Origin of the sequence: Kribbella sp. NPDC051770, assembly GCF_040681455.1 — a bacterium.
Taxonomy (GTDB): domain Bacteria; phylum Actinomycetota; class Actinomycetes; order Propionibacteriales; family Kribbellaceae; genus Kribbella.
Map to the genome: position 1 here is coordinate 81,085 of NZ_JBFAYT010000006.1, position 19,813 is coordinate 100,897.

A 19,813-nucleotide genomic window follows, 5' to 3' on the forward strand; every position below is an offset into this window, starting at 1 on the left:
CATGTCGCGCGAGCAGGATGTCGTCCAAGCATGTCCGACCGACCTGTACGTCGGCGGCAAGTGGCGAGCAGCCGAGGGCGGCAAAACGCTCGCCGTCGAGGACCCCTCCACCGGTACGACGCTCGTCCAGGTCGCCGACGCCTCCCCGGCCGACGGCCTGAAAGCGCTCGACGCGGCCGTCGCCGCCCAGGCCGACTGGGCCGCGACCGCTCCGCGCGAGCGCGGCGAGATCCTCAGAAGAACGTACGAGCTGATGACCGAGCGCGCCGACGAGCTCGCGCTGCTGATGACGCTCGAGATGGGCAAGCCGGTCGCCGAGTCCAAGGGCGAGATCGCGTACGCCGCCGAGTTCTTCCGCTGGTTCGCCGAGGAGGCGGTCCGGATCGACGGCGGCTACCAGGTCGCCCCGAACGGGCAGGGCCGGTTCCTGGTGATGCGGCAGCCGGTCGGGCCGTGCCTGCTGATCACGCCGTGGAACTTCCCGGCCGCGATGGGCGCCCGCAAGATCGGCCCGGCGGTCGCGGCCGGCTGCACGATGGTGATCAAGCCCGCCGCGCAGACGCCGCTGTCGATGCTGAAGCTGGCCGAGCTGATGACCGAGGCCGGGCTCCCCGCGGGCGTCCTCAACGTGATCACCACCAGCGACTCCGGCGGCGTGATGGAGCCGCTGATCCGCGACCCGCGGGCCCGGAAGCTGTCGTTCACCGGCTCGACGCCGGTCGGGCAGAAGCTGCTGGAGCAAGCGTCGGAGCAGGTCCTCAGGACCAGCATGGAGCTCGGCGGCAACGCACCGTTCCTGGTCTTCGCCGACGCCGATCTGGACAAGGCCGTCGAGGGCGCGATGCTGGCCAAGATGCGCAACGGCGGCGAGGCCTGTACGGCGGCCAACCGCATCTATGTGCAGGAGCCGGTGCTCGAAGCGTTCGCAACCAAGCTCACGGAACGGATGGCGAAGCTCAAGGTCGGCCGCGGCACCGAGGACGGTGTCGACGTCGGCCCGCTGATCGACGCCAAGCAGCGCGCCAAGGTCAAGGAGCTGGTCGACGACGCCGTCGAGCAGGGCGCCCGCGTCCTGACCGGCGCAGAAGTTGCCGAGGGCAAGGGATACTTCTACCCGCCGACCGTGCTCACCGACGTACCGAAGTCGGCGCGCCTGCAGAAGGAGGAGATCTTCGGCCCGGTCGCGCCGCTGACCGCGTTCGAGACCGAGGACGAGGCGGTCGCGATGGCCAACGACACCGAGTTCGGCCTGGTCTCGTACCTGTTCACCAGCGACCTCGGCCGCGCGCTCCGGGTCTCCGAGAAGCTCGAGACCGGCATGATCGGCCTCAACCAGGGCATCGTCTCCAACCCGGCCGCGCCCTTCGGCGGCGTCAAGCAGTCCGGCCTCGGCCGCGAGGGCGGCAGCGTCGGCATCGACGAGTACCTGGAGGTCAAGTACGTCGCGGTCAACCTGGGGTGATCACTCCGTCAGCCACTGCTGGATCGTCTCCTGATCCGGCCGCGGCGACGTACCGATCGCGTGCGGGACGAACCGGGCGTAGTAGTCGGTGATCGGCCCGTCGGACTCGCGGACCATCATCCCGGCCGCGGCGCCGTCGACGATCCAGCTGCCGATCACCGCCCGGTTCCCCTCGTACGACGGCAGCGGGCTCCACTCCTGGTACACCATCGTCTCGGTGTCGTACGGCCCGTCGTGCACGTGGTCGTCGCCGCCGATGGTGTGGATCCGGATGTTGCTGCCCTCCCGCCCGTGCAGCGGTTTGGCGACCCACTCGAGCAGGTCGCCGGGGTCGTCGAAGTACGCCGGGAGCAGGTTCGGGTGGTCGGGGTACAGCTCCCAGAGCACCGGCAGGATCGCCTTGGTGGACAGCATCGTCTTCCAGATCGGCTCGATCCACTGCACCGGCTCGCGCTCGGTCCCGGCCAGCAGGTACCGCCCGAACTCGTCGTCGAGCATGTCCTCCCACGGGTACAGCTTGAACGCGGTCCGGATCCTCCGCCCGCCCCAGTCGACGAACGCGCGCTGGTTCGACTCCCAGCCGAGGTCCTCGATCTCGTGCCCGTACGTCGCCAGCCCGGCCATCGCCGCGGTGTCGCGCAGGTAGGCGACGGTCATCGCCTCCTCGCCGCTGGTCTCGGCGCCGGAGTTGAAGAAGTGCGCCTCGTTGCCGGGGAACCGCCCGGCCGCCCGCTGGTCGCTCCACCACTTCACCAGCCGGTCGTGCACCGAGTTCCACTGGTCGGCGTCGGGGAACACGTCCTCCAGCCAGTTCCACTGGATCACCGCCGACTCCAGCAGGCCGGTCGGGGTGTCGCCGTTGATCTCCAGCATCTTCGGCTCGACGCCGTTCCAGACCAGGTCGAAGCGCGCGTACACGGACAGGTCGTCACGCTTCAGCGACTCCTGGACCAGCGGCAGCGTGCCGGGCTGCAGCCCGAGCTGCGCGTCGCTGAACCGGTCGCCGGCGGCCATCACCGCCGCGGCGTGCTTGCACATCCCGTACAGCTCCTCGGTGACCTCCTCGAGGTGCAGCACCTCGTCCATGGTCACCTCGTACCAGGCGCTCTCGTTCCAGTACGGGCGCTCGGAGCCGTCGGGCATGTCGGTCATCGGGAAGACCAGCCCCTGCTCGACGACGGTGTCGCGCCAGTCCTTGCGGGGCTTGATCGAGTGCCGCCACATCAGCCGCCAGAGCTCCCCTTGCCCGATTTGCCGAACCCGCCGCGCGAGATCGTCCCGATGTCGCCGCCCTTGGTGTCCAGCCCGCCGCGCTTGATGGTCGGGCTGCCGGAGCCGGTCTGGCTGGTCCGCGGGATCGTGTACGTCCCCTGGCCGGCGTTGTAGCGGCCGCCGATCGGCGGCACCAGCCCGCCGCCGCGGGTGGCCATGTAGAACCAGAAGAAGCCCGCGCCGGAGCCGTGGTACTCGCGCTCGTCCTTGCAGTTGCTGTCGTCGGTGCGCTGCTCGGTCTGCGGGTCGACGCAGATCGCGGCGTACTCCGGCTGGTCGTCGTCGCTGGAGCAGCCGGTCAGCGAGGCCGCGACCAGCGCGGTCAGGCCGAGCGTGATCCCGACACTGCGCATCCGGCGGTCGCTCATCGTCGTCCCTCCCCCTCGGCCGGCGGTTTCATCGAGAACATCACCGCGGCACCCACCACCATCGTCACACCCACCACAACCAGCGGCCCGGTACCCACATCGGCCACCGCCAGCACCAGCACGGCCACGAACGACACCGTCGCCAGCGCCGGTACGACGACCCGCTGCACGACGCGGCCGCGGATCTGGCCGTTGAAGTACACCGGTACGGCGACGGCCGTCGCCAGGTAGTACAGCGAAACCAGGATGGACACCGCCGCGACGGAGTCGGCCAGTACGGCGTCCGAGGTGAGCACCAGGGTCACGTAGATCAGCACGCTGGCCGCCGCGAACACCCAGGTCGAGACGCTCGGCGTGTGGTACCGCTTGGAGATCCGGGCGAACCGGCCGGGGAACGCGTCGCGGCGGGCCATCGACAGCATCGTCCGGGCGGTCGGCAGGATCGTGGTCTGGGTGGAGGCGAGCGCCGAGACCAGCACCGCGACGATCAGCAGCTTGCCGCCCGCCGTACCGAGCAGGTCCTGGCCGAGGACCGCGAAGAAGTCGTCGTCGGCGATGTCGGCCAGCTGCTCGGTCCCGGCGTACGCGACGGCGGCCCAGGCGACCACGACGTACAGGACGACCAGGATGGCGTTGGACACGAGCGCTGCGATCGCTGGTGTGCTGCGGGGGTTGCGGGACTCCTCGTTGACGCTGAACGACGAGTCCCAGCCCCAGTAGAGGAACACCGCGACCAGTACGCCGGCGGCCCAGGCGCCCTGACCTGTGTCGGAGAAGGCCGGGATGCTGAGCGTGCCGGCCTCGCGGAACGCTCCGACGACGAACCAGAGCAGTGCGATCAGTTCAACCGACAGGAGCAGCAGCTGAGTGCCAGCTGCGACCCGCACGCCGCGGTAGGCGAGCAGAGCCATCACCAGGATGAAGACCGTGCCCAGCGCAGCCTGGGCGAGCTGGGACTCCTCTGCACTGTCCAGACCGAGCAGTGCGTAGGTGTAGACCGAGGCGACCTGCGCCAGGTTGCTCATCACCAGTACACAGGCCATGACGGTGGTCCAGCCGACCATGCGGCCCACACCGAGCCCGAAGGCCTTCTCGGTCCACGGGAACGTCGTACCGCAGTCCGGCTCGGCCTGGTTGAGCTCACGGAAGCAGAGCGCGACCAGCACGACCGGTACGGCGCTGAGCGCCAGCACGAGCGGCGCTGCGGCCCCGGTGTACGCAGCGAGCAGTCCCACCGACACAGCCAGTGAGTACGCCGGTGCGGTGGACGAGACGCCGATCGCCGTCCCTGCTCCGACGCCCAGGGCGTCACGACGCAGGTTGCGGCCGCGTGACCGCGACTCCGTCGTCGTCACAGTGCCCCACCCTCTGGTTGCCGGACCATCTCGATCAGCCCCCAGAGTGCCATCCCACCCGGGTCTGCGCTCAGCTGACTGCACGTACTGACGTGCTCAGCGCTCCATCAGTTCCGTCACGGTGACGAGTTCGAAGCCCTTCGCGCGGAGTGCGGTGACGATCGGGACGATGGCTTCGTCGGTGTACGGCGCGTTGTCGCCGCCGTGCATGTGCAGGACGACGATCGAGCCGTTCTGCGCGTGCGACAGGACCTGCTTGACGATCGGCTTCGGGGACTTGGCGAAGCCGTCCGCGCCCGGGACGTCGAGGCCGACCGCGGTGACGCCGGCCGGAGCCAGCTCGTGCAGCGCCGTACCGTCGTAGCAGCCGCCGGGGAAGCGGAACCAGCGCGTGGCGTGCGGGTCGAGCCGGTCGAGGATCGTGACGGCCCGGCGTACGTCGGTGAGCATCGCCGGCTTCGGGACGGTGCCGAGCGTGTAGCAGTGCTTGGTGAAGGCGCGGTGGTCGTAGGTGTGGGTGCCGAGCTCGAACAGCGGGTCGGCGGCGAGCTCGCGGGTGCGGTCGGGGTACTGCTCCATCCACAGGCCGGTGAGGAAGAGCGTCGCCGGGACCTTCAGCTCGCGCAGGTGCTGGAAGAGGGCGTCGTTGTAGTAGGACTTCACCTTGCCGCTGGTCAGGCGGCGCTGCATCACGGTGGTGAGGTCGGCGTCGAACGTGAGCGCGATCCGCGGTTTGTCCCGCGGACCGTGCTGCACGATCGGCATCAGGTTCTGCTCGTGCGACTCACCGGGCCTGCTGGTCGGCGTGGGGGTGGGCCTCGGCGTCAGCTTTGCTGACGCGGTGGCCTGCGGGGTCGGTGGTGGATCTGCTGCCGGCTGTGTGTCTCCACACCCGACCAGCACCGCGCACAACGCCAGCAACAACCATCCCCGTGCCCCAGTCACAGGACACGAGTATGCGTCACTCCACGGTCAACGTGAGCTGCTGGATCCCCCAGTTGTCCGCCGCCGGCCCCGGCGGGAACCACACGTCGACGATGTCGTCCTTGATCCAGCTCCCGATGTCCGCGGCGTAGCAGTGCCCGTACCCCGGCACGAACAACCGCGTCCCCCACGGCACGATCCGCGCGTCCACCGCGCAGATCCCGGTCCCGGCGTTGTAGCCGAGCGCGGTCTGCGCGACGTCGTTGTACGCCGAGACGCGGTAGTTCGTCAGCGTCGTCCCCTTCGCCAGCGCGAACGGCGCGAGCCGGTTCGCGGCGTTCAGCCGGTACGACGTACTGATCTGCCCGATCGACGAAGCCGCGGTGTCCTCGGCGGTCATCGCGTAGAGCTGGTAGTGCGCGCCGGTGCACGGACTGGCGTCGGTCACCGTGAGGGTCGGCTGCCCCCAGTCGCTGATCCACTGCAACGCCTGCCCGTTCTTGAACGCGCGGTACGCCTTCGCGCCCGGCACGCGGCTGAAGGTGAACGTCACCTTCCCGTCGGCACCGAGCCCGCCGCTCACCCCACCGGGGGCCGGCAGCCGGTTGCTGACGTCGTACGCCGGTGCTGTCGTCCCGTTCCCGTGCCCGCCGGGCGGAACCACGAGGTAGTGCTCAGGCGGCCCCGCCCCACCCTTCAGTCAAGGTCTCGACGTAACTGCCTCCAGATACCACCGCAGCGTCGCCGCGGTGTCGTCCGGAGCCGCCCAGCCGTTCACCACGGCGAGCAGCTCGAAGTACGTCTCCCGCCGTACGTCGGCCGCCAGCGCCAGCCGATCCACGTCGACCACGCCAACAGCTTCCACGTACTGCGCCGCCTCCGCCGAGCGCGGATCGAGCCCGATCGCCGGCCGCACCGCCCGGCAGACCCGAACCACCTCGTCCGGCCGAAGCGACTCGCCCGTGTAGCCGTCGATCAGCTCCCGCATCAGCTCCCGGAAGCTGACGTCCTGCGCCAGCTCGGCCAGCCGGACCCAGGCCTCGATCTGCTCCACCGACGCATCGTCCGGCAGCTCCGGCATCATCGACTGCCGGGCCGCCGCCAGCACCGGCTCAGCTGCCGTGAAGACGCTCGCCAGAAAGTCGTCCACCACAGCAGCCCGCCCAGCCGATGACAGTGCTCCCAACTGCTGAAGGGATCCCAGCCGCCCGGCCCCCACGCTTTCCTCCCCGCCGCCCCTCGCCGCGGGCGACGGGCGGCGGGCTGCTCGCAGGACGGCCTGGCGCAGGCGGAGGGTCTGCTGCTGGGCCTCCAGCGCTTCCTCCTCCAGCCTGATCAGCTGTTCGAGAGCAACGGCGCCGGCGAGCAACTGCTCGATCCGCGCCAGTGGAACCCCGAGATCCCGCAGCGCCCGGATCAACTCCAGCCGCGACAGCGCCTCCGCGTCGTACTGGCGATAGCCCGCCGTGGAACGGGTCGTGGGCACGACCCCTCGATCGGAGTAGAAGCGGATGGTCTTCACACTCAGGCCCGTCCGCCGGGACAGTTCGCCGATCGAGTAGGTCATGCCCTCAACTCTGCGGTCTCCACCCAGGGGAGACTCAAGCCACCAGGTCGTTCGCCGAGCGCAGCACCGGTACGCCGACCTCGGCCGGGGCCGCGGCGCCGGTGACGTGGAAGGTGTGGGACTCGCCTGCGGACAGGGTGATCAGGCCGCTGTCGACCTTCGCCGCGGCGTCGAGGCGGTCCGGGAACAGCGCCAGGTCCTTCGCGAGTGCGGTCGCCGTCACGGTGACGTCGTAGCCATCGCCGGTCGCGTTGACCGTCGCCGTGTACGCGTCGCCGCTCAGCTGCAGCGCGGTGTCCTCGACGAAGTACCAGTACGCCGCGCTCCCGTCCGCACCCCGGACCTCCAGGTACTCCGTGGTCGGGTCGCCGGCCTTCGTCAGCGACTCCGGCAGGGTGTTCAGCACCGCCGAGCGGGCTCCGACCTCGAGCGCGAACCTCTCCTGCGCGAGTACCGCACCGCCGGCCGTCGTGCTGCGCCGGGCGACCGTGATCGAGGTCGACCAGGTCGAGTCGGTGTCGTTGTGCCCGGCAACCACCAGCTCGTGGTCGCGCGGCTGCACGGTGAGCAGCCGGTCGGCGTACGCGTGCTTGAGTGCGTACCAGAGCGGCTTGCGGTGCCCGTGCCCGTCGACGGCCGCCCAGGAGATCACCGGCCAGTTGTCGTTCAGCTGCCACACGATCGTGCCGGTGTTCAGCGGGAAGAGGCTGCGCCAGTGCTCGATGCCGTAGGCAACGGCCCGGGCCTGGTTGAGCTGCGTCGTCCAGTGCCAGTCATCGATGTTCTTCCACACCGGCAGGTGCTCACCGAGGCCGCGCTCCAGCTTGAAGTTGCCCTCGAACGCCTTCTGGTGCACGAGCATCTGCTCGCCGTACGGGTCCAGCGGCTGGTCGTGCACGACCGAGGTCAGCGTCGACCAGGCCGGCGGCCCCTGGAAGCCGAACTCCGAGACGAACCGCGGCTTGTACTTGCGGTACGTCGAGTAGTCGACCTGGTTCCAGACGTCCCAGACGTGCATGGTGCCGTTGCGCTCGTCGTTGGGGTGGATGAAGTGGTCGTAGGAGTACGGGCTGCCCGGCGAGTACGGCGTCCGCGGGTCGAGCTCGGCGACGATCTTCGGGAGCAGGTCGAAGTAGTAGCCCTCGCCCCAGGTCCGCCCAGCCAGCGGCTGCCGCCAGCCCCACTCGACGTAGCCCCAGATGTTCTCGTTGTTGCCGTTCCAGACCGCGAGGCTGGCGTGCTTGCTCAGTCGCGCGACGGCCTCGCGGGCCTCCGCCTCGACCTCGCTGCGCAGCGGCTCGTCCTCCGAGTACGCCGCGCAGGCGAACAGGAAGTCCTGCCAGACCAGCACACCGAGCTCGTCGCAGACGTCGTAGAAGTCGTCGGTCTCGTAGATGCCGCCGCCCCAGACCCGGAGCAGGTTCATGTCGGCGTCGACGGCGTCGGTGATGCTGCGCTCGTACGTCGACCGGTCGAGCCGGGTGACGAACGCGTCGTCGGGGATCCAGTTCGCGCCGCGGACGAAGACCGGTTTGCCGTTCACGGACAGGACGAACGGGCCGCCGTGCTCGTCGGGGGCGACGTCGATGGTGATCGTCCGGAAGCCGACCCGGCCGGTCCAGCCGTCGGTCTGCTCGCCGGCGCTCAACGACACTGCGACGTCGTACAGAGGCTGCTCGCCGTGCCCGCGCGGCCACCACTTGTTGACGTCGGCAACTGCTGCCTGAATCGATGCTTCGGTGGTGCCCGCGGCAACGATCACCTCGTTGCTCACAGTGCCGATCTCGACGCGAATCGTTGCCTCGGCGCTGAATCCCTCGGCCCAGGCGAGCGCGACCTTCGCGTCGAGCGTGCCGTTAGACCCGTCGAGACCCGCCAGTGGGCGGACGGAGTCGATCCGGACGCCGGTCCAGGACGCGATCCGGATCGGCTTCCAGATCCCGGCCGTCGCGACGTCCGGTCCCCAGTCCCAGCCGAAGTTGCTGGCCATCTTGCGGATCGCGTTGTACGGGTGCAGGTTCGTGTGCGGCCAGCGCCCGCTCTGCTCGGCGATCTCGTTCGCGGTGGCCACCGGGCCGGCGAACTCGATCACCAGCTCGTTGCTCCCGGCAACGAGCAGTGCGGTGACGTCGAACCGGTACGAGCGGTGCTGGTTCCAGGTCTTCGCGATCTCGGAGCCGTTCAGCGTGACGGTCGCGGCGGTGTCCAGGCCCTCGGCCACCAGCTCCTGGACCGCGTGCCCGTCGGGCGCCCAGTCGAACGTGGTCCGGTAGGCCCAGCTGGTCCGGCCGATCCAGTGCAGCGCGCCTTCGTTGGCGCCGTCGAACGGGTCCGGGATGACGCCGGCCGCGAGCAGGTCGGTGTGCACCTCACCCGGCACGGTCGCGGCGATCGGTGCGGTGAGCAGGGCCTGGTGCGCGTCCGGCACCTGACCGGCCACGGCGCGCACGGTCCAGCTGATGCCATTGTCAGAGGTGAGGTTCAACGAAGTACTTTCTACGAATTGTTGAGGGCTCTGAGCCACAGATCGGCCAGCAGGCGGTGGCCCGCGGCCGTCGGGTGCACGCCGTCGTCGGCGAGCGTCTCCGGGCCGACCTCGGCCGCCCGGGCGGTGAACTCGACGTCCGCGGGGACCAGCAGCGCGCCGTACTCGGTCGCGAGCCGGCGAACCACCTCGAGCTTGGGGTCCAGGTCCTCGCGCCAGCCGCGCTGCTCGTCGTCCACCGGGACGAGGAACGGCTCGACCAGCACCAGCTGAACGCCGCCCAGCGGGTCGAGCAGCTTGCGGTACGACGCCTCGAACTGCTCCGCCGACGTCGGGTCGTCCTCGTCGTAGCGCCGCCAGGTGTCGTTGATCCCGATCAGGATCGAGACCAGGCCGGGCCGGTGCGCGAGGACGTCGGTCTCCCAGCGGGCGACCAGGTCAGCCGCGCGGTGGCCGCTGATGCCGGCGTTCACGATCGTCGGGCCCGGCAGGGCGTCGTACAGGTTCTTCACGTAGCCGTCACCGAGGCCGGCCGGGTCGGTGCGCCGGCCGCAGTCGGTGACGGAGTCCCCGGCGAACACGATGGTCCGCCGGGGGTCCAGGAGTTGGTCCGTCACAGGGTGGCCGCGTTCACGTCCCAGTCGTCCGGCAGGACCGGGGCGACCTCGACCGTGCTCGTCACGTCCACGAACGCGCCGGTGTCGATGGACTCGGTGATCGAGGCCATCACGTCGACGATGTGGAACGCCAGCGCACCGCTGGCCCGGTGCGGCCGGTCGGCCCGGATCGCCCGCGCCATCTCCAGTACGCCGGTACCGCGCTCGGCCGTCGCCTCGGTGGTGGCGACGGTCTCCCAGTCGTCACCGCCCCGGCGGCGGATCTTGATCTCGCCGTCGAACCGGTTCGGGTCCGGGACGGCGAGGGTCGCCTCGGAGCCGGTGATCTCGACGAACCCGGCCCGCGGCAGCGGCGAGTCGAAGCTGAAGATGCTCTGCGACGACTGCCCCGACTCGAACCGCGCGATCGCGCTGACGTGGGTCGGAACCGTCACGTCGAAGTCGGTCCCGGCCAGCGGGCCCGATCCGATCGTGCGCTTCTCGCGCGACTTCGAGCCCAGACCCGCGACCGCGGCGACCGGGCCGAACAGCTGCACCAGCGTGGTCAGGTAGTACGGGCCGATGTCCCAGAGCGGACCGGCGCCTTCCTGGAACAGGAACGCCGGGTTCGGGTGCCAGGACTCCGGGCCGGGGGACTGCATCAGGGTGAGCGCCGTCAGCGGCGTACCGATGTCACCGTTGGCGATCATCCGGCGCGACGTCTGCAGGCCCGGGCCGAGGATCGTGTCCGGCGCGCAGCCGAGCCGCAGCCCGGCGTCGTTGGCGGTGGCGAGCAGCTTCAGGCCGCTCTCCTGGTCGAGCGAGAACGGCTTCTCGCTCCACACGTGCTTGCCGGCCGCGATCGCGGCCAGCGCGACCTCGACGTGCGCGACCGGGACCGTCAGGTTGACGACGATCTCGACGTCGGCGTTGTTCAGCACGGCCTCGGGGCCGCCGTGGGCCGCGATGCCGTACTCCTCGGCCTTCGCCTTGGCCGCCTCCGGGCGCAGGTCGCCGATCGCGACGACCTTCAGGTCCGGGAAGCTCTGCATGCTCTTGATGTAGGCGTCGGAGATGACTCCGGCGCCGATGACCCCTACGCCGACCTGGGTCATGCCTGGTCCTGCCCGGTGAGGTAGCGGAAGCTGCCCTCGACCGCGTCGAAGATCTCGCCGGTGAAGTCGTCCAGCTCGACCACGCGCAGCGCGGTCGGGGCGGCGGCCAGGATGTCGTTGACGGCGATCGTGCCGTCGCCGACCGCGACCTGCGCCTTGTTGTCCAGGGTGCCGTCACCGTCCTTGACGTGCAGCGCCTTCACCCGGTCACCGAGCCGCCCGAGCAGAGCCGGTACGTCGGCCCCGCCGACGGCGGCCCAGTACGTGTCGACCTCGAGGATGACCTCGTCGGACAGGTGGTCGGCCAGGATCTCCAGGGCGTGCACCCCGTCGATCACCGACTCCAGCTCGAAGTGGTGGTTGTGGTAGCCGACGGTGATCCCGTGCTCGGCGCCGACCTTGGCGGCGGCGTTCAGCCCTTCGGCGATCACCTTGATCTCGTCCGCCGACTGCCAGCGCGCCGGGTCGGTGTGCGGGTCGATGACCGTCCCGATCCCCAGCTGCTTGGCAGCCTCGAAGATCGGCCCGTTGTCGTCCCGGAGCAGCCCCGCGTGCGTGCTCGGCGCCGACAGTCCGTACTTGGGCAGCGCGTCGGCCAGCTGGGCGGCGAGATTCACCAGCCCGAACGGCTCCACCTTGGTGTACCCGATCTCGGCGATCCGAGCCAGGGTGGCGTCGAAGTCCTCCTCCAGCTTGTACCGCACGGTGTAGAGCTGAAGGGACAGGTTGTCCACTGCGACCATGCTTCTCTCCTCGTTCGCCATGGTTTCTCCGCTGCCCAGAGTCCCCACGACATCCTTGACCGAACCGGTTAAGTAACGCCCCGCAGACTATCCCAAGACTTCCCGGCAAGACCAGAGTCGAACCACTGACTGGTCAACGGAGGCAAGCGCTTACCAGGAGTGAGGGGCGAGTACGAGGACCGGGGCACGAAGGAATTAGAGAAAGACAGAACAGTGAAAGCCAAGAGAAGAGATGCGAGTCCACGAAAGAAGACAGAGCACAAAGGACAAGATCAAGGGAGAAAGAAGGGCAAGGCAAGAGAGGAGAGAGTCGGACCGCCGCTGGGGCTGAGGCCGGCACCCCGCCTCAGGTCCTCTGTGGTTCCTGCAACGCTGCCAGCAGTTTGGGGTCGGCGTGGACCTGTGCGGTGCTGCGCCACTCGACGATCATCTGCAGCACGCGTGCTGGGATGTTGTTCTCCCCAGCACCGGTCATGTCGACGAACTCACGGAGGAACTCGGACCTGTCGTCCGCAGGCAGGAAGCGAGCCCACGGAAAGGCAGCGAACAGTTCCTCAACATCCATAACCACAACGTAACTCTATGTAGCAGGCTGGATCATCGCACGGCATCGGACGCTTGCCAGCGTCGGCTACTGCCTCCGTCCGAGCTTTCCTGCAGGCCCCGTGCTGACCGTGAATCTATTCGGCCCGAAGGTGATCTCGCCGGTCGGACCAGGCGTCAAACTACCCGTGCCTGCCTGTAGATCGGCCTCAAAGCCGGGCATCTTCAACTTGATCAACGACGGCAGCAGCAACGAGACAGCGAACAATCCGACGAGTACCGGCGTCACCGATCCGACCACCACCCCACTGATCTTTGAAGAGAAGAAGAACGTGAGCCAGAGCAGCACGAGCAGCGCACACGACATGACAGCCAACGCGTAGCCTCCGTGCACCAGTGGCCCTGAGGCCTTCTTCTCGCGCTCCAGCAGCAACAGACTCCGTTGTGCCTCGATGTGCGCGGAGTCCCGCTCAAGACATTGCTTCAGATGTTGACTCGCGCGACGCCGGAAATCGTGGCTTCCTAACCCGCTGACCGCCAACGATCCCATCCGGTGGTAGGCAACGCCCGCCACATAATGGGGATCCGCTTCGCTTCCCGGCGCCCGGTCGATCGCGCGTTGGGCGTGCTTGTAGGCGTCCGTGAAGATGTCGACATTCTGCTGCTTGTCCCCGCGACCGATCAGCACCCGAGCCAGCGCCAGCTCGACCCGCCATCGTTGGTGCACGTCTCCCGCTTGTAGGCATTGCCGCAGGCAGGTTTCAGCCTCCGTGTCGTCTCCTACCCTCTCCAGCACCTGCGCGAGTCCGACCGCGGCCGTCCCCTCCGTCGGATCGATCGCCAACGCCTGCCGAAACAGCAATTCAGACTCCGGCAACCGGTCGCCACCGGCCGCGAGGAGCACTGCGCCCAACTCGATATGCGCAGCCGCGTCGTATCGGTCGCGCTTGATGGCCTTCTGCAAGACCTCCTCGGCATCCCGCCTGCGGCTCATCTGTGCGTACAGCGCACCGAGATCCGTCAGGCTCCCGCGGTACTGGTCCAGATCCAGGGCCCGCTGCAGATGGAACTCTGCTGAAGGGAACTCCCCGGTGCGGAAGGCCAGCACCCCGAGGCAGATGTGTGCTGGGGGATTGGCCACCCGTACAGATGCAGCGTGGGCGATTCGGCGGGCCTCGTCCCAGCGACTCGGGTTATTCTGCCGGGTCAGCGCCCATGCCAGGGCGAGCTGATAGTCGTCGTCGTACGGATCTAGCTCGACCGCCTGTCGAAAGAATGCCTCCGCTTGGGGGTAGCGTCCGCCTGCGAAGGCTGTCCAGCCCAGACCGATCGCCGCGTCGCCACGCTCGGTGCTGTTCCGAGCGGAGCTGTAAAGCATCTCGAAGCATCGTTTGGCCTCGGCCAGGCGTCGCTGGTCATGGTGAATCCATCCCAGCTCGGTCTGCAGGTCGCGGTCGTACGGCTGGAGGCTCCGGGACATTGTTACTTCACGTTCGGCGTCGCCGTATCTGCGCATTGATCGCAGCGTCGCCGATCGCGCCACAATGAGGTCGGTGTCGTATGGGGCGATCGCCTGTCCGGTCGCGAACGAATCAAGTGCCTCGGCGAAATTGAGCTGGGCATCCAGCACCAGTCCGAGCGAGCGGTGCATGTCGGGATCGTCAGGTAGCAGCTCGACCGCCCGGGCCGCCTTCTGGTGGGCTTCGTCGTATCGTCGGAGTCTCTGCAGGAAGTCGACTTGAAGGGTGAGCGCTTCGGAGTCGTACGCATCGATGCTCAGGGATCGGTCAACCCATGCGAGCGCCTCGTTGGGGTCATCCATGCCGATCGACAACCACGCAGCGGCAAGCATGACTTCGGTCGATCTGGGGCGAACCTTGAGGGCCTCTTCGACGGCCTGTTTCGCTTCGTCGAAACGCCGCGCCCAGACGAGGAAGTCGATACGCGCGCTCAACGCTTCGGCGCTCAGGGGATCAACAGCAAGTGCACGGTCGGCCCAGCGCACCGCCTCTGCCTCGTTGTCGCGTCGGCTGAGCGCGCCCGCGATCTCCAACAGAACCGACGGATTGCGTGGCCGGCAGCGGTAGGCCTCTCGTGCGGCCTCGTCGACGTCCTGATCGCGGCGCAGGAGTTGTAATGCACGCATCCGCGCGATCAGGACCCCAGGATTGGAAGGAGCCGCCGACAGAGCGCGGGCTGTGAGGTCAAGCATGTCCTCGAAGCGCCCCTGCGCGCTGGCCCACCAAGCGACTGACACGAGGGCAGCTGGGTCCGCGGCTGCATCGCTCGTGAGCAGTTCGGCCGCTTGCTGACCTGCCGCCTCGTGCTGATGGGCCCGGCGGAGCTGGTCGAGATACTGGCGGCGAATCTCGTTGTCTTCAGGAGCGAGTGATATCGCGCGTTCGATCCACTTTAAGGATTCCGCGAAGCGGTGCAGATCCGAGTAGTAGCCACTGACGTGCGCGAAGACATATGGGTCGTCAGGGTTGTGATCGATCAGCGTCCGGACCGCTTGATCGGCTTCGCTGTACCGCCCTACCCATCGCAACAGCTCGATTCGCTGACTGAGCGCTTCCAGGTGCTGCGGATCTGCGGTCAGTGCACGATCGACCCACTCCAGAGCTTCGACGTCATGATCCTTCTCGCTGTTCAGGGCAGCAGCAGCGACCAGAACATCAGGATCTTGCGGGGATCGTTGGAGAAGTTCATCGAGGTCCTCCTCTGCTTGCTGATATCGTCCGGCCGCTCGCAGCAATGCGATGCGGAAGGTGGACAGCTCGCTGTCGTGGGGTTTGATCAACAAGGCCTCATCAAGGCACGCCACAGCCTCGTCCTGTCGGTCCATCCAGTGGTGCTGACGTGCGGCCGCGACAAGCACGGAACTCCGTCTGGGGCGCGCGGCGAGGGCCGCCCGAACCGCCAAATCGGCCTCCGCGTCGCGGTGGTACCAACGGAGAAAATTGATTCTGGCCATATGGGCGGGTGTGTGTAGCTGGTCGTGTTTGAGAGCCAGCTCGATGAGGGCGATGGATTCGTCGTTCCGATCTCCGTGCATGGCCTCCCAGGCCGCCGTCACCAGGACGTCCGGGGCGTCTGGGCGAAGCCTCACGGCTTCCGCAGCGGCTACGGCGGCATCGGTTGGGCGCCCTGCATCGCGGAGAACTCTGATCCGAACGTCGAGCGCTTTCGCGGAGTCCGGTTCCAAGGCCAATGCCTGCTCAAGTAGCGCAAGACTGTCGTCGTAACGGTCCTCGGTCAGAGCTACCCGAGCCGCGGCGATCAAGAGGGGCGCACTTTCCGGGCGCCGTTCGACGGCAGCCTTCGCGGCTTCGGCGGCATCGCCGTGGCGACCGGCAAGTCGCAGTGAATCGAGACGCGAGCTAAGTGCTACCGCATTGCCGGGATCCAGCCGGAGAAGACCGTCGAGCAGTTCGTCTGCCTCGGCGTAGTGCTTGCGGTGGACAAAGTAAGCGGCGAGCAAGGTCGCCAGGACCGGTTCCATCGGACAGCGCTGCAGTGCTGTCTGGGCAGCCTCTTCGGCCTCCTCGTCCCGGCGCGCCCAGTGGAGGTAGCTGATACGCGCTGCGAGTGCCTCCACGTGGTGAGCGTCGACCGTCAAGGCTCGTTCGATCCACTCGATCGCCTCATCGTCGTGATCGAGGTGCGATGCCAGACGTGCTGCAGCAATCAAAATGTCTGGGTTCGCGGGGTGTGCGGCCACCGCCTGCCGCTGCGCGTCTTCGGCTTCCTCGTAGCGCCCGCACCAGATCAGTGAGTTTATTCGAGCAGCCCTGGCAGCGACGTGGTCGGCGTCGATGGCGAGCGCGCGATCGGCCCATTCGAGTGCTGCGACAAACCGGTCCTGAGCGCTTTGCACGGTCGACATCGCCGCCAGGATGTCGGTATTGCCCGGGTCTCGACTGAGCACGTCCATTGCGACGGCTGTGGCTTCTTTCGGTCGACCCGACCAAACGAGTGCATTGATCTCTGCAGCTTCAGCATCCCTACCCATCGTCCCCCCACCCGGTGTCCGCCCCCAGTGACCCTAGCGATGTCTCTCACGGCGCGTAACCCTCTGACAGGTTCCGCCTTCGCGAACCTGTCCTCCTCGCGACCAATCGAGTCGCCTAGGTTTGATCAAATCGTCGCTCTCGGTGAGGGAATGCGGTTACCTGCTGACAGGTAGTGGGGGTGGGCGCAGAATGTGGGTCTGCCGAGCCGCCCGTCACGGTTCGGACCGCCCGTTCGAAGGAGGCTCGTCGTGGGCCGTGTGACCATCAAGGAGATCGCTCGACGGGCCGGGGTCTCCAAGGGTGCGGTGTCGTACGCGTTGAACAACCAGCCGGGGGTTTCGGAGGCGACGCGGGCTCGGGTGCTGAAGGTGGCCGAGGAGTTGGAGTGGGTGCCCAACCGGGCGGCTCGGCAACTGTCGGCGGCTCGGAGTGAGACGTTTGGGTTGGTGCTGGCTCGGACTGCGAAGACGTTGAGTGAAGAGCCGTTTTACATGGGGTTCGTGGGTGGGGTGGAGTCGGTGCTGGGGGAGAAGTCGTATGCCCTGGCGTTGCAGGTGGTGCCGGATTTGGTTGAGGAGATGGCCACCTACCGGAAGTGGGCTGCTGAGCGGCGGGTCGACGGGGTGATCGTTGTTGACCTGCGGGTTGATGATCCGCGGATTCCGTTGTTGCGGAAGCTGGAGCTGCCGGCGGTGATCGTGGGGGATCCGGTGCTCGCTGATGGGCTGACGTCGGTGTGGACCGATGGGCGGTCGGCGATGAACGCGGCCGTGGAGCACGTCGCGTCGCTGGGGCACAAGGTGATCGCTCGGGTTGCCGGGCCGCCGGAGCACGGGCATGTGTGGATTCGGGATCAGGCCTACGCGGCGGTCGGGCGGCGGCTTGGGGTGCAGTTGCGGATTCGGCACACGGATTTCTCTGGTGAGGAAGGCGCCGCGGCTACGCGGGAGTTGATGACCGCGGAGAAGCCGCCGACGGCGATCATCTACGACAACGATCTGATGGCCGTCGCGGGGTTGTCGGTGGTCAACGGGCTCGGGTTGCGGTCGCCGGATGATGTGACGCTGGTGGCCTGGGACGACTCGGCGTTGTGCCGGATCACGCATCCGACGCTGACCGCGATGAGCCACAACATCGTCGCGTACGGCGCGGAGGTGGCGACGCGGCTGTTCGGGTTGCTCGATGGCGCCGCGCCCGAGGCGCACTTGTACTCCACGCCTGTCCTGGTGATCCGCGACAGCTCAGGCCCGCCGCGCGCCTGAGACCTTCACCGGTACGCCGTTCAGCGTCGCCGTACCGGCCAGGGCGTCGGTGACCGCGTCGTCGGTGAGGTCGTTCACCGAGGCGCCGGCGACCTGGCTGGCGACGGTCAGGCGGACGCCGGGCAGGCCGTGGCCGAAGCCGTGCGGGAGGCTGACCACGCCGGGCATCATGTCGTTGCTTGCGGCAACCTCCACGGCGACGGAGCCGGCGGCGGAGGTGACCTCGACCAGATCGCCGTCGGTGAGTGAGCGGTGCGCGAGGTCGGCCGGGTTCATCAGCAGCTGGTGGCGCGGCTTGCCCTTCACCAGGCGGGCGGAGTTGTGCATCCAGGAGTTGTTGCTGCGCAGGTGGCGGCGGCCGATCAGGACCAGGTCGTCGGTGTTGCTAGGAGCAACCAAATGGTCGGCCAGCCGCGGCAGGTCGTCGAGGATGGCCGGCTGGGCGAGGTCGATCCGCTTGCCGCGAGTGTGGAGGGCGCCGGGCAGGGCGGGCTGCAGCGGCCCGAGGTCGATGCCGCCGGAGGATCGCCGGAGTTTGCGGAGCGACAGCCGGTACGGGCCGATCCGGAGTCCGAGGTCGACCACACGTGCGGGCGACAGCCGCAGGCGCGCGGACGCGAGCAGCTTCTGCCGCGACCAGGGGCGACGGTTGAGCAGCTCCAGCCCGAGGTCCCGAAAGATCTCCCAGTCATGGCGAGCCGTCGCGGCCCGAGGCAGCACGGCGGAGTTCCACCGCGCAGTGTTCCGTACGGCGAGCTGGTGGAACGCGAGGTCGTAGTGGTCCCGCTCCAGCGGCGGTGTCGGCGGCAGGATCACGTCCGCGTGCCGGGTCGTCTCGTTGATGTACGGATCGACCGCCACCATGAACTCCAGCCCGTCCAGCGCCTCGTCGAGCTTGCGCCCGTTCGGCGTCGACAGCACCGGGTTCCCCGCGACGGTCAGCAGCGCGCGGATCTGCCCGTCGCCGGGGGTCAGGATCTCCTCGGCCAGCACCGACACCGGCAGCTCGCCGCCGAACTCCGGCAGCCCGCGGACCCGGCTCGACCAGGCGCCGGTGTGGCCGCGGCCGATCCCGCGCAGGGTGTCGACGGCCGGCCGCGGGATCATCGTGCCGCCCGGCCGGTCGAGGTTGCCGGTGATGATGTTGAGCACTTGTACGGCCCACTGGCAGACCGCGCCGAACTGCTGCGTCGACACCCCGACCCGCCCGTAACAAGCCGCGCGATCAGCCGAAGCGAACTCGTGAGCGATCCGCCGAATCACGTCGGCGGGAATCCCAGTAGCAGAAGCTGCCCGCTCCGGCGTCCACTCAGCGACCGCAAGCTTCACAGCCTCCAGCCCGTCCACATAGGACGCAACCTTCGCGCGACCATCTGCGATCACCTGATGGATCAGCGCCAACAGGAACGCCGCATCGGTCCCCGGCCGGACGAAATGATGCTCGTCCGCGACCGCCGCCGTCTCCGTCCGCCGCGGATCGATCACCACCACCCGGCCACCACGCCGCCGCAGCTCCTTCAACCGCCGCCCGAACCCCGGCGCCGTCATCATGCTCCCGTTCGACGCCAGCGGGTTCGCCCCGAGCATCAGCAGGTACGACGTCCGGTCGATGTCCGCGACCGGCACCATCAGCTGATGCCCGTACAGCAAGTACGACGCGAGCATGTGCGGCAGCTGATCCACCGATGTCGCGCTGAAACGGTTCCGCGTCCGCAGCAGCCGCAGGGCAGTCGGCATGTGCGTCATCGCGCCGAGGCTGTGCACGTTCGGGTTTCCCAGGTACACGCCGACAGCATTGCGGCCAGAAGCCTTCTGGATCGCCAGCAACCGATCGGCCACCAGCGCATAAGCCTCCGACCACCCAAGCGGCTCCCACCCGGAAGTAGTACGCCGTACCGGTGTCGTCAACCGATCAGGATCCTCCTGCAGGTCCTTCAGCGCGACAGCCTTCGGGCAGATGTGCCCGCGCGACAGCGGGTCGGACTCGTCGCCGCGGATGTCGGTGACGCGGCCGTCGTCGATCGTGACGAGCACGCCGCAGATGGCTTCACACAAGTTGCACGAGGTCCTGCGCACGGTGGCTGCCATCCAGCCAAACTACGCCCGGG

At 68.1% G+C, this 19,813-nt stretch carries 15 protein-coding genes; 2 read left to right on the top strand and 13 right to left on the bottom strand.

Going from position 1 to position 19,813, the window contains the following annotated elements; all coding sequences use genetic code 11:
* Nucleotide 1 precedes the first annotated feature (1 nt).
* A complete protein-coding gene (locus AB0M01_RS20745) occupies nt 2–1,462 on the top strand; it encodes an NAD-dependent succinate-semialdehyde dehydrogenase (protein WP_363672532.1) in 1,461 nt (486 codons plus the stop codon).
* Here AB0M01_RS20745 and AB0M01_RS20750 read toward each other — a convergent pair whose 3' ends face one another.
* The 12 genes from AB0M01_RS20750 to AB0M01_RS20805 all read right to left on the bottom strand — a co-directional run bounded on the left by AB0M01_RS20750 (nt 1,463) and on the right by AB0M01_RS20805 (nt 16,364).
* Nucleotides 1,463–2,686, bottom strand: coding sequence for a glutathionylspermidine synthase family protein (locus AB0M01_RS20750; RefSeq protein WP_363671772.1), 1,224 nt, complete (start codon nt 2,684–2,686; stop codon nt 1,463–1,465).
* The gene (locus AB0M01_RS20755) at nt 2,686–3,102 is read right to left on the bottom strand and encodes a hypothetical protein (protein WP_363671774.1); all 417 of its coding nucleotides are present in this window, start codon (nt 3,100–3,102) and stop codon (nt 2,686–2,688) included. Before AB0M01_RS20755 ends, AB0M01_RS20750 begins: the two co-directional genes overlap by 1 nt.
* Entirely contained in the window at nt 3,099–4,457 is a 1,359-nt protein-coding gene (locus AB0M01_RS20760) for an APC family permease (RefSeq protein WP_363671776.1), read from the bottom strand. The genes AB0M01_RS20755 and AB0M01_RS20760 overlap by 4 nt, the downstream gene beginning before the upstream one ends.
* 96 nt (nt 4,458–4,553) lie before the next feature.
* A complete protein-coding gene (locus AB0M01_RS20765) occupies nt 4,554–5,222 on the bottom strand; it encodes a polysaccharide deacetylase family protein (protein WP_363671778.1) in 669 nt (222 codons plus the stop codon).
* A gap of 196 nt (nt 5,223–5,418) precedes the next feature.
* Complete coding sequence (locus tag AB0M01_RS20770; protein ID WP_363671780.1) at nt 5,419–6,045, bottom strand: 3D domain-containing protein; 627 nt, start codon at nt 6,043–6,045, stop codon at nt 5,419–5,421.
* 36 nt (nt 6,046–6,081) lie between these two features.
* Nucleotides 6,082–6,948 carry a MerR family transcriptional regulator gene (locus tag AB0M01_RS20775; protein ID WP_363671782.1) on the bottom strand — a complete coding sequence of 289 codons (867 nt, stop codon included), beginning with the start codon at nt 6,946–6,948 and terminating at the stop codon, nt 6,082–6,084.
* A gap of 34 nt (nt 6,949–6,982) precedes the next feature.
* Nucleotides 6,983–9,433 carry a glycoside hydrolase family 2 protein gene (locus AB0M01_RS20780; protein WP_363671784.1) on the bottom strand — a complete coding sequence of 817 codons (2,451 nt, stop codon included), beginning with the start codon at nt 9,431–9,433 and terminating at the stop codon, nt 6,983–6,985.
* Nucleotides 9,434–9,444: 11 nt separating this feature from the next.
* A complete protein-coding gene (locus AB0M01_RS20785) occupies nt 9,445–10,050 on the bottom strand; it encodes an SGNH/GDSL hydrolase family protein (RefSeq protein WP_363671786.1) in 606 nt (201 codons plus the stop codon).
* The gene (locus AB0M01_RS20790; RefSeq protein ID WP_363671788.1) at nt 10,047–11,144 is read right to left on the bottom strand and encodes a Gfo/Idh/MocA family oxidoreductase; all 1,098 of its coding nucleotides are present in this window, start codon (nt 11,142–11,144) and stop codon (nt 10,047–10,049) included. Before AB0M01_RS20790 ends, AB0M01_RS20785 begins: the two co-directional genes overlap by 4 nt.
* Entirely contained in the window at nt 11,141–11,887 is a 747-nt protein-coding gene (locus tag AB0M01_RS20795; RefSeq protein ID WP_363671790.1) for a sugar phosphate isomerase/epimerase, read from the bottom strand. Before AB0M01_RS20795 ends, AB0M01_RS20790 begins: the two co-directional genes overlap by 4 nt.
* A 346-nt stretch (nt 11,888–12,233) precedes the next feature.
* Entirely contained in the window at nt 12,234–12,452 is a 219-nt protein-coding gene (locus tag AB0M01_RS20800; protein WP_363671792.1) for a hypothetical protein, read from the bottom strand.
* A 66-nt stretch (nt 12,453–12,518) separates the two neighbouring features.
* Nucleotides 12,519–16,364 (bottom strand): tetratricopeptide repeat protein, encoded by a 3,846-nt coding sequence (locus AB0M01_RS20805; protein WP_363671794.1) that lies wholly within the window; start codon nt 16,362–16,364, stop codon nt 12,519–12,521.
* Nucleotides 16,365–16,691: 327 nt separating this feature from the next.
* On the opposite strand from AB0M01_RS20805, the gene AB0M01_RS20810 reads away from it, so the two are divergent.
* Nucleotides 16,692–17,705 (top strand): LacI family DNA-binding transcriptional regulator, encoded by a 1,014-nt coding sequence (locus AB0M01_RS20810; protein WP_363671796.1) that lies wholly within the window; start codon nt 16,692–16,694, stop codon nt 17,703–17,705.
* Here the strand turns inward: AB0M01_RS20810 and AB0M01_RS20815 are convergent.
* Nucleotides 17,685–19,793 carry a molybdopterin-dependent oxidoreductase gene (locus AB0M01_RS20815; RefSeq protein ID WP_363671798.1) on the bottom strand — a complete coding sequence of 703 codons (2,109 nt, stop codon included), beginning with the start codon at nt 19,791–19,793 and terminating at the stop codon, nt 17,685–17,687. The genes AB0M01_RS20810 and AB0M01_RS20815 overlap by 21 nt on opposite strands.
* Between the last annotated feature and the right edge of the window lie 20 nt (nt 19,794–19,813).

Bases quoted from the DNA above. Each gene is read 5' to 3' on its own strand.
- AB0M01_RS20745 (WP_363672532.1), top strand. From the start codon at position 2: ATGTCGCGCGAGCAGGATGTCGTCCAAGCATGTCCGACCGACCTGTAC.
- AB0M01_RS20750 (WP_363671772.1), bottom strand. From the start codon at position 2,686: ATGTGGCGGCACTCGATCAAGCCCCGCAAGGACTGGCGCGACACCGTC.
- AB0M01_RS20755 (WP_363671774.1), bottom strand. From the start codon at position 3,102: ATGAGCGACCGCCGGATGCGCAGTGTCGGGATCACGCTCGGCCTGACC.
- AB0M01_RS20765 (WP_363671778.1), bottom strand. From the start codon at position 5,222: ATGCCGATCGTGCAGCACGGTCCGCGGGACAAACCGCGGATCGCGCTC.
- AB0M01_RS20775 (WP_363671782.1), bottom strand. From the start codon at position 6,948: ATGACCTACTCGATCGGCGAACTGTCCCGGCGGACGGGCCTGAGTGTG.
- AB0M01_RS20790 (WP_363671788.1), bottom strand. From the start codon at position 11,144: ATGACCCAGGTCGGCGTAGGGGTCATCGGCGCCGGAGTCATCTCCGAC.
- AB0M01_RS20795 (WP_363671790.1), bottom strand. From the start codon at position 11,887: ATGGTCGCAGTGGACAACCTGTCCCTTCAGCTCTACACCGTGCGGTAC.
- AB0M01_RS20800 (WP_363671792.1), bottom strand. From the start codon at position 12,452: ATGGATGTTGAGGAACTGTTCGCTGCCTTTCCGTGGGCTCGCTTCCTG.
- AB0M01_RS20805 (WP_363671794.1), bottom strand. From the start codon at position 16,364: ATGGACGTGCTCAGTCGAGACCCGGGCAATACCGACATCCTGGCGGCG.
- AB0M01_RS20815 (WP_363671798.1), bottom strand. From the start codon at position 19,793: ATGGCAGCCACCGTGCGCAGGACCTCGTGCAACTTGTGTGAAGCCATC.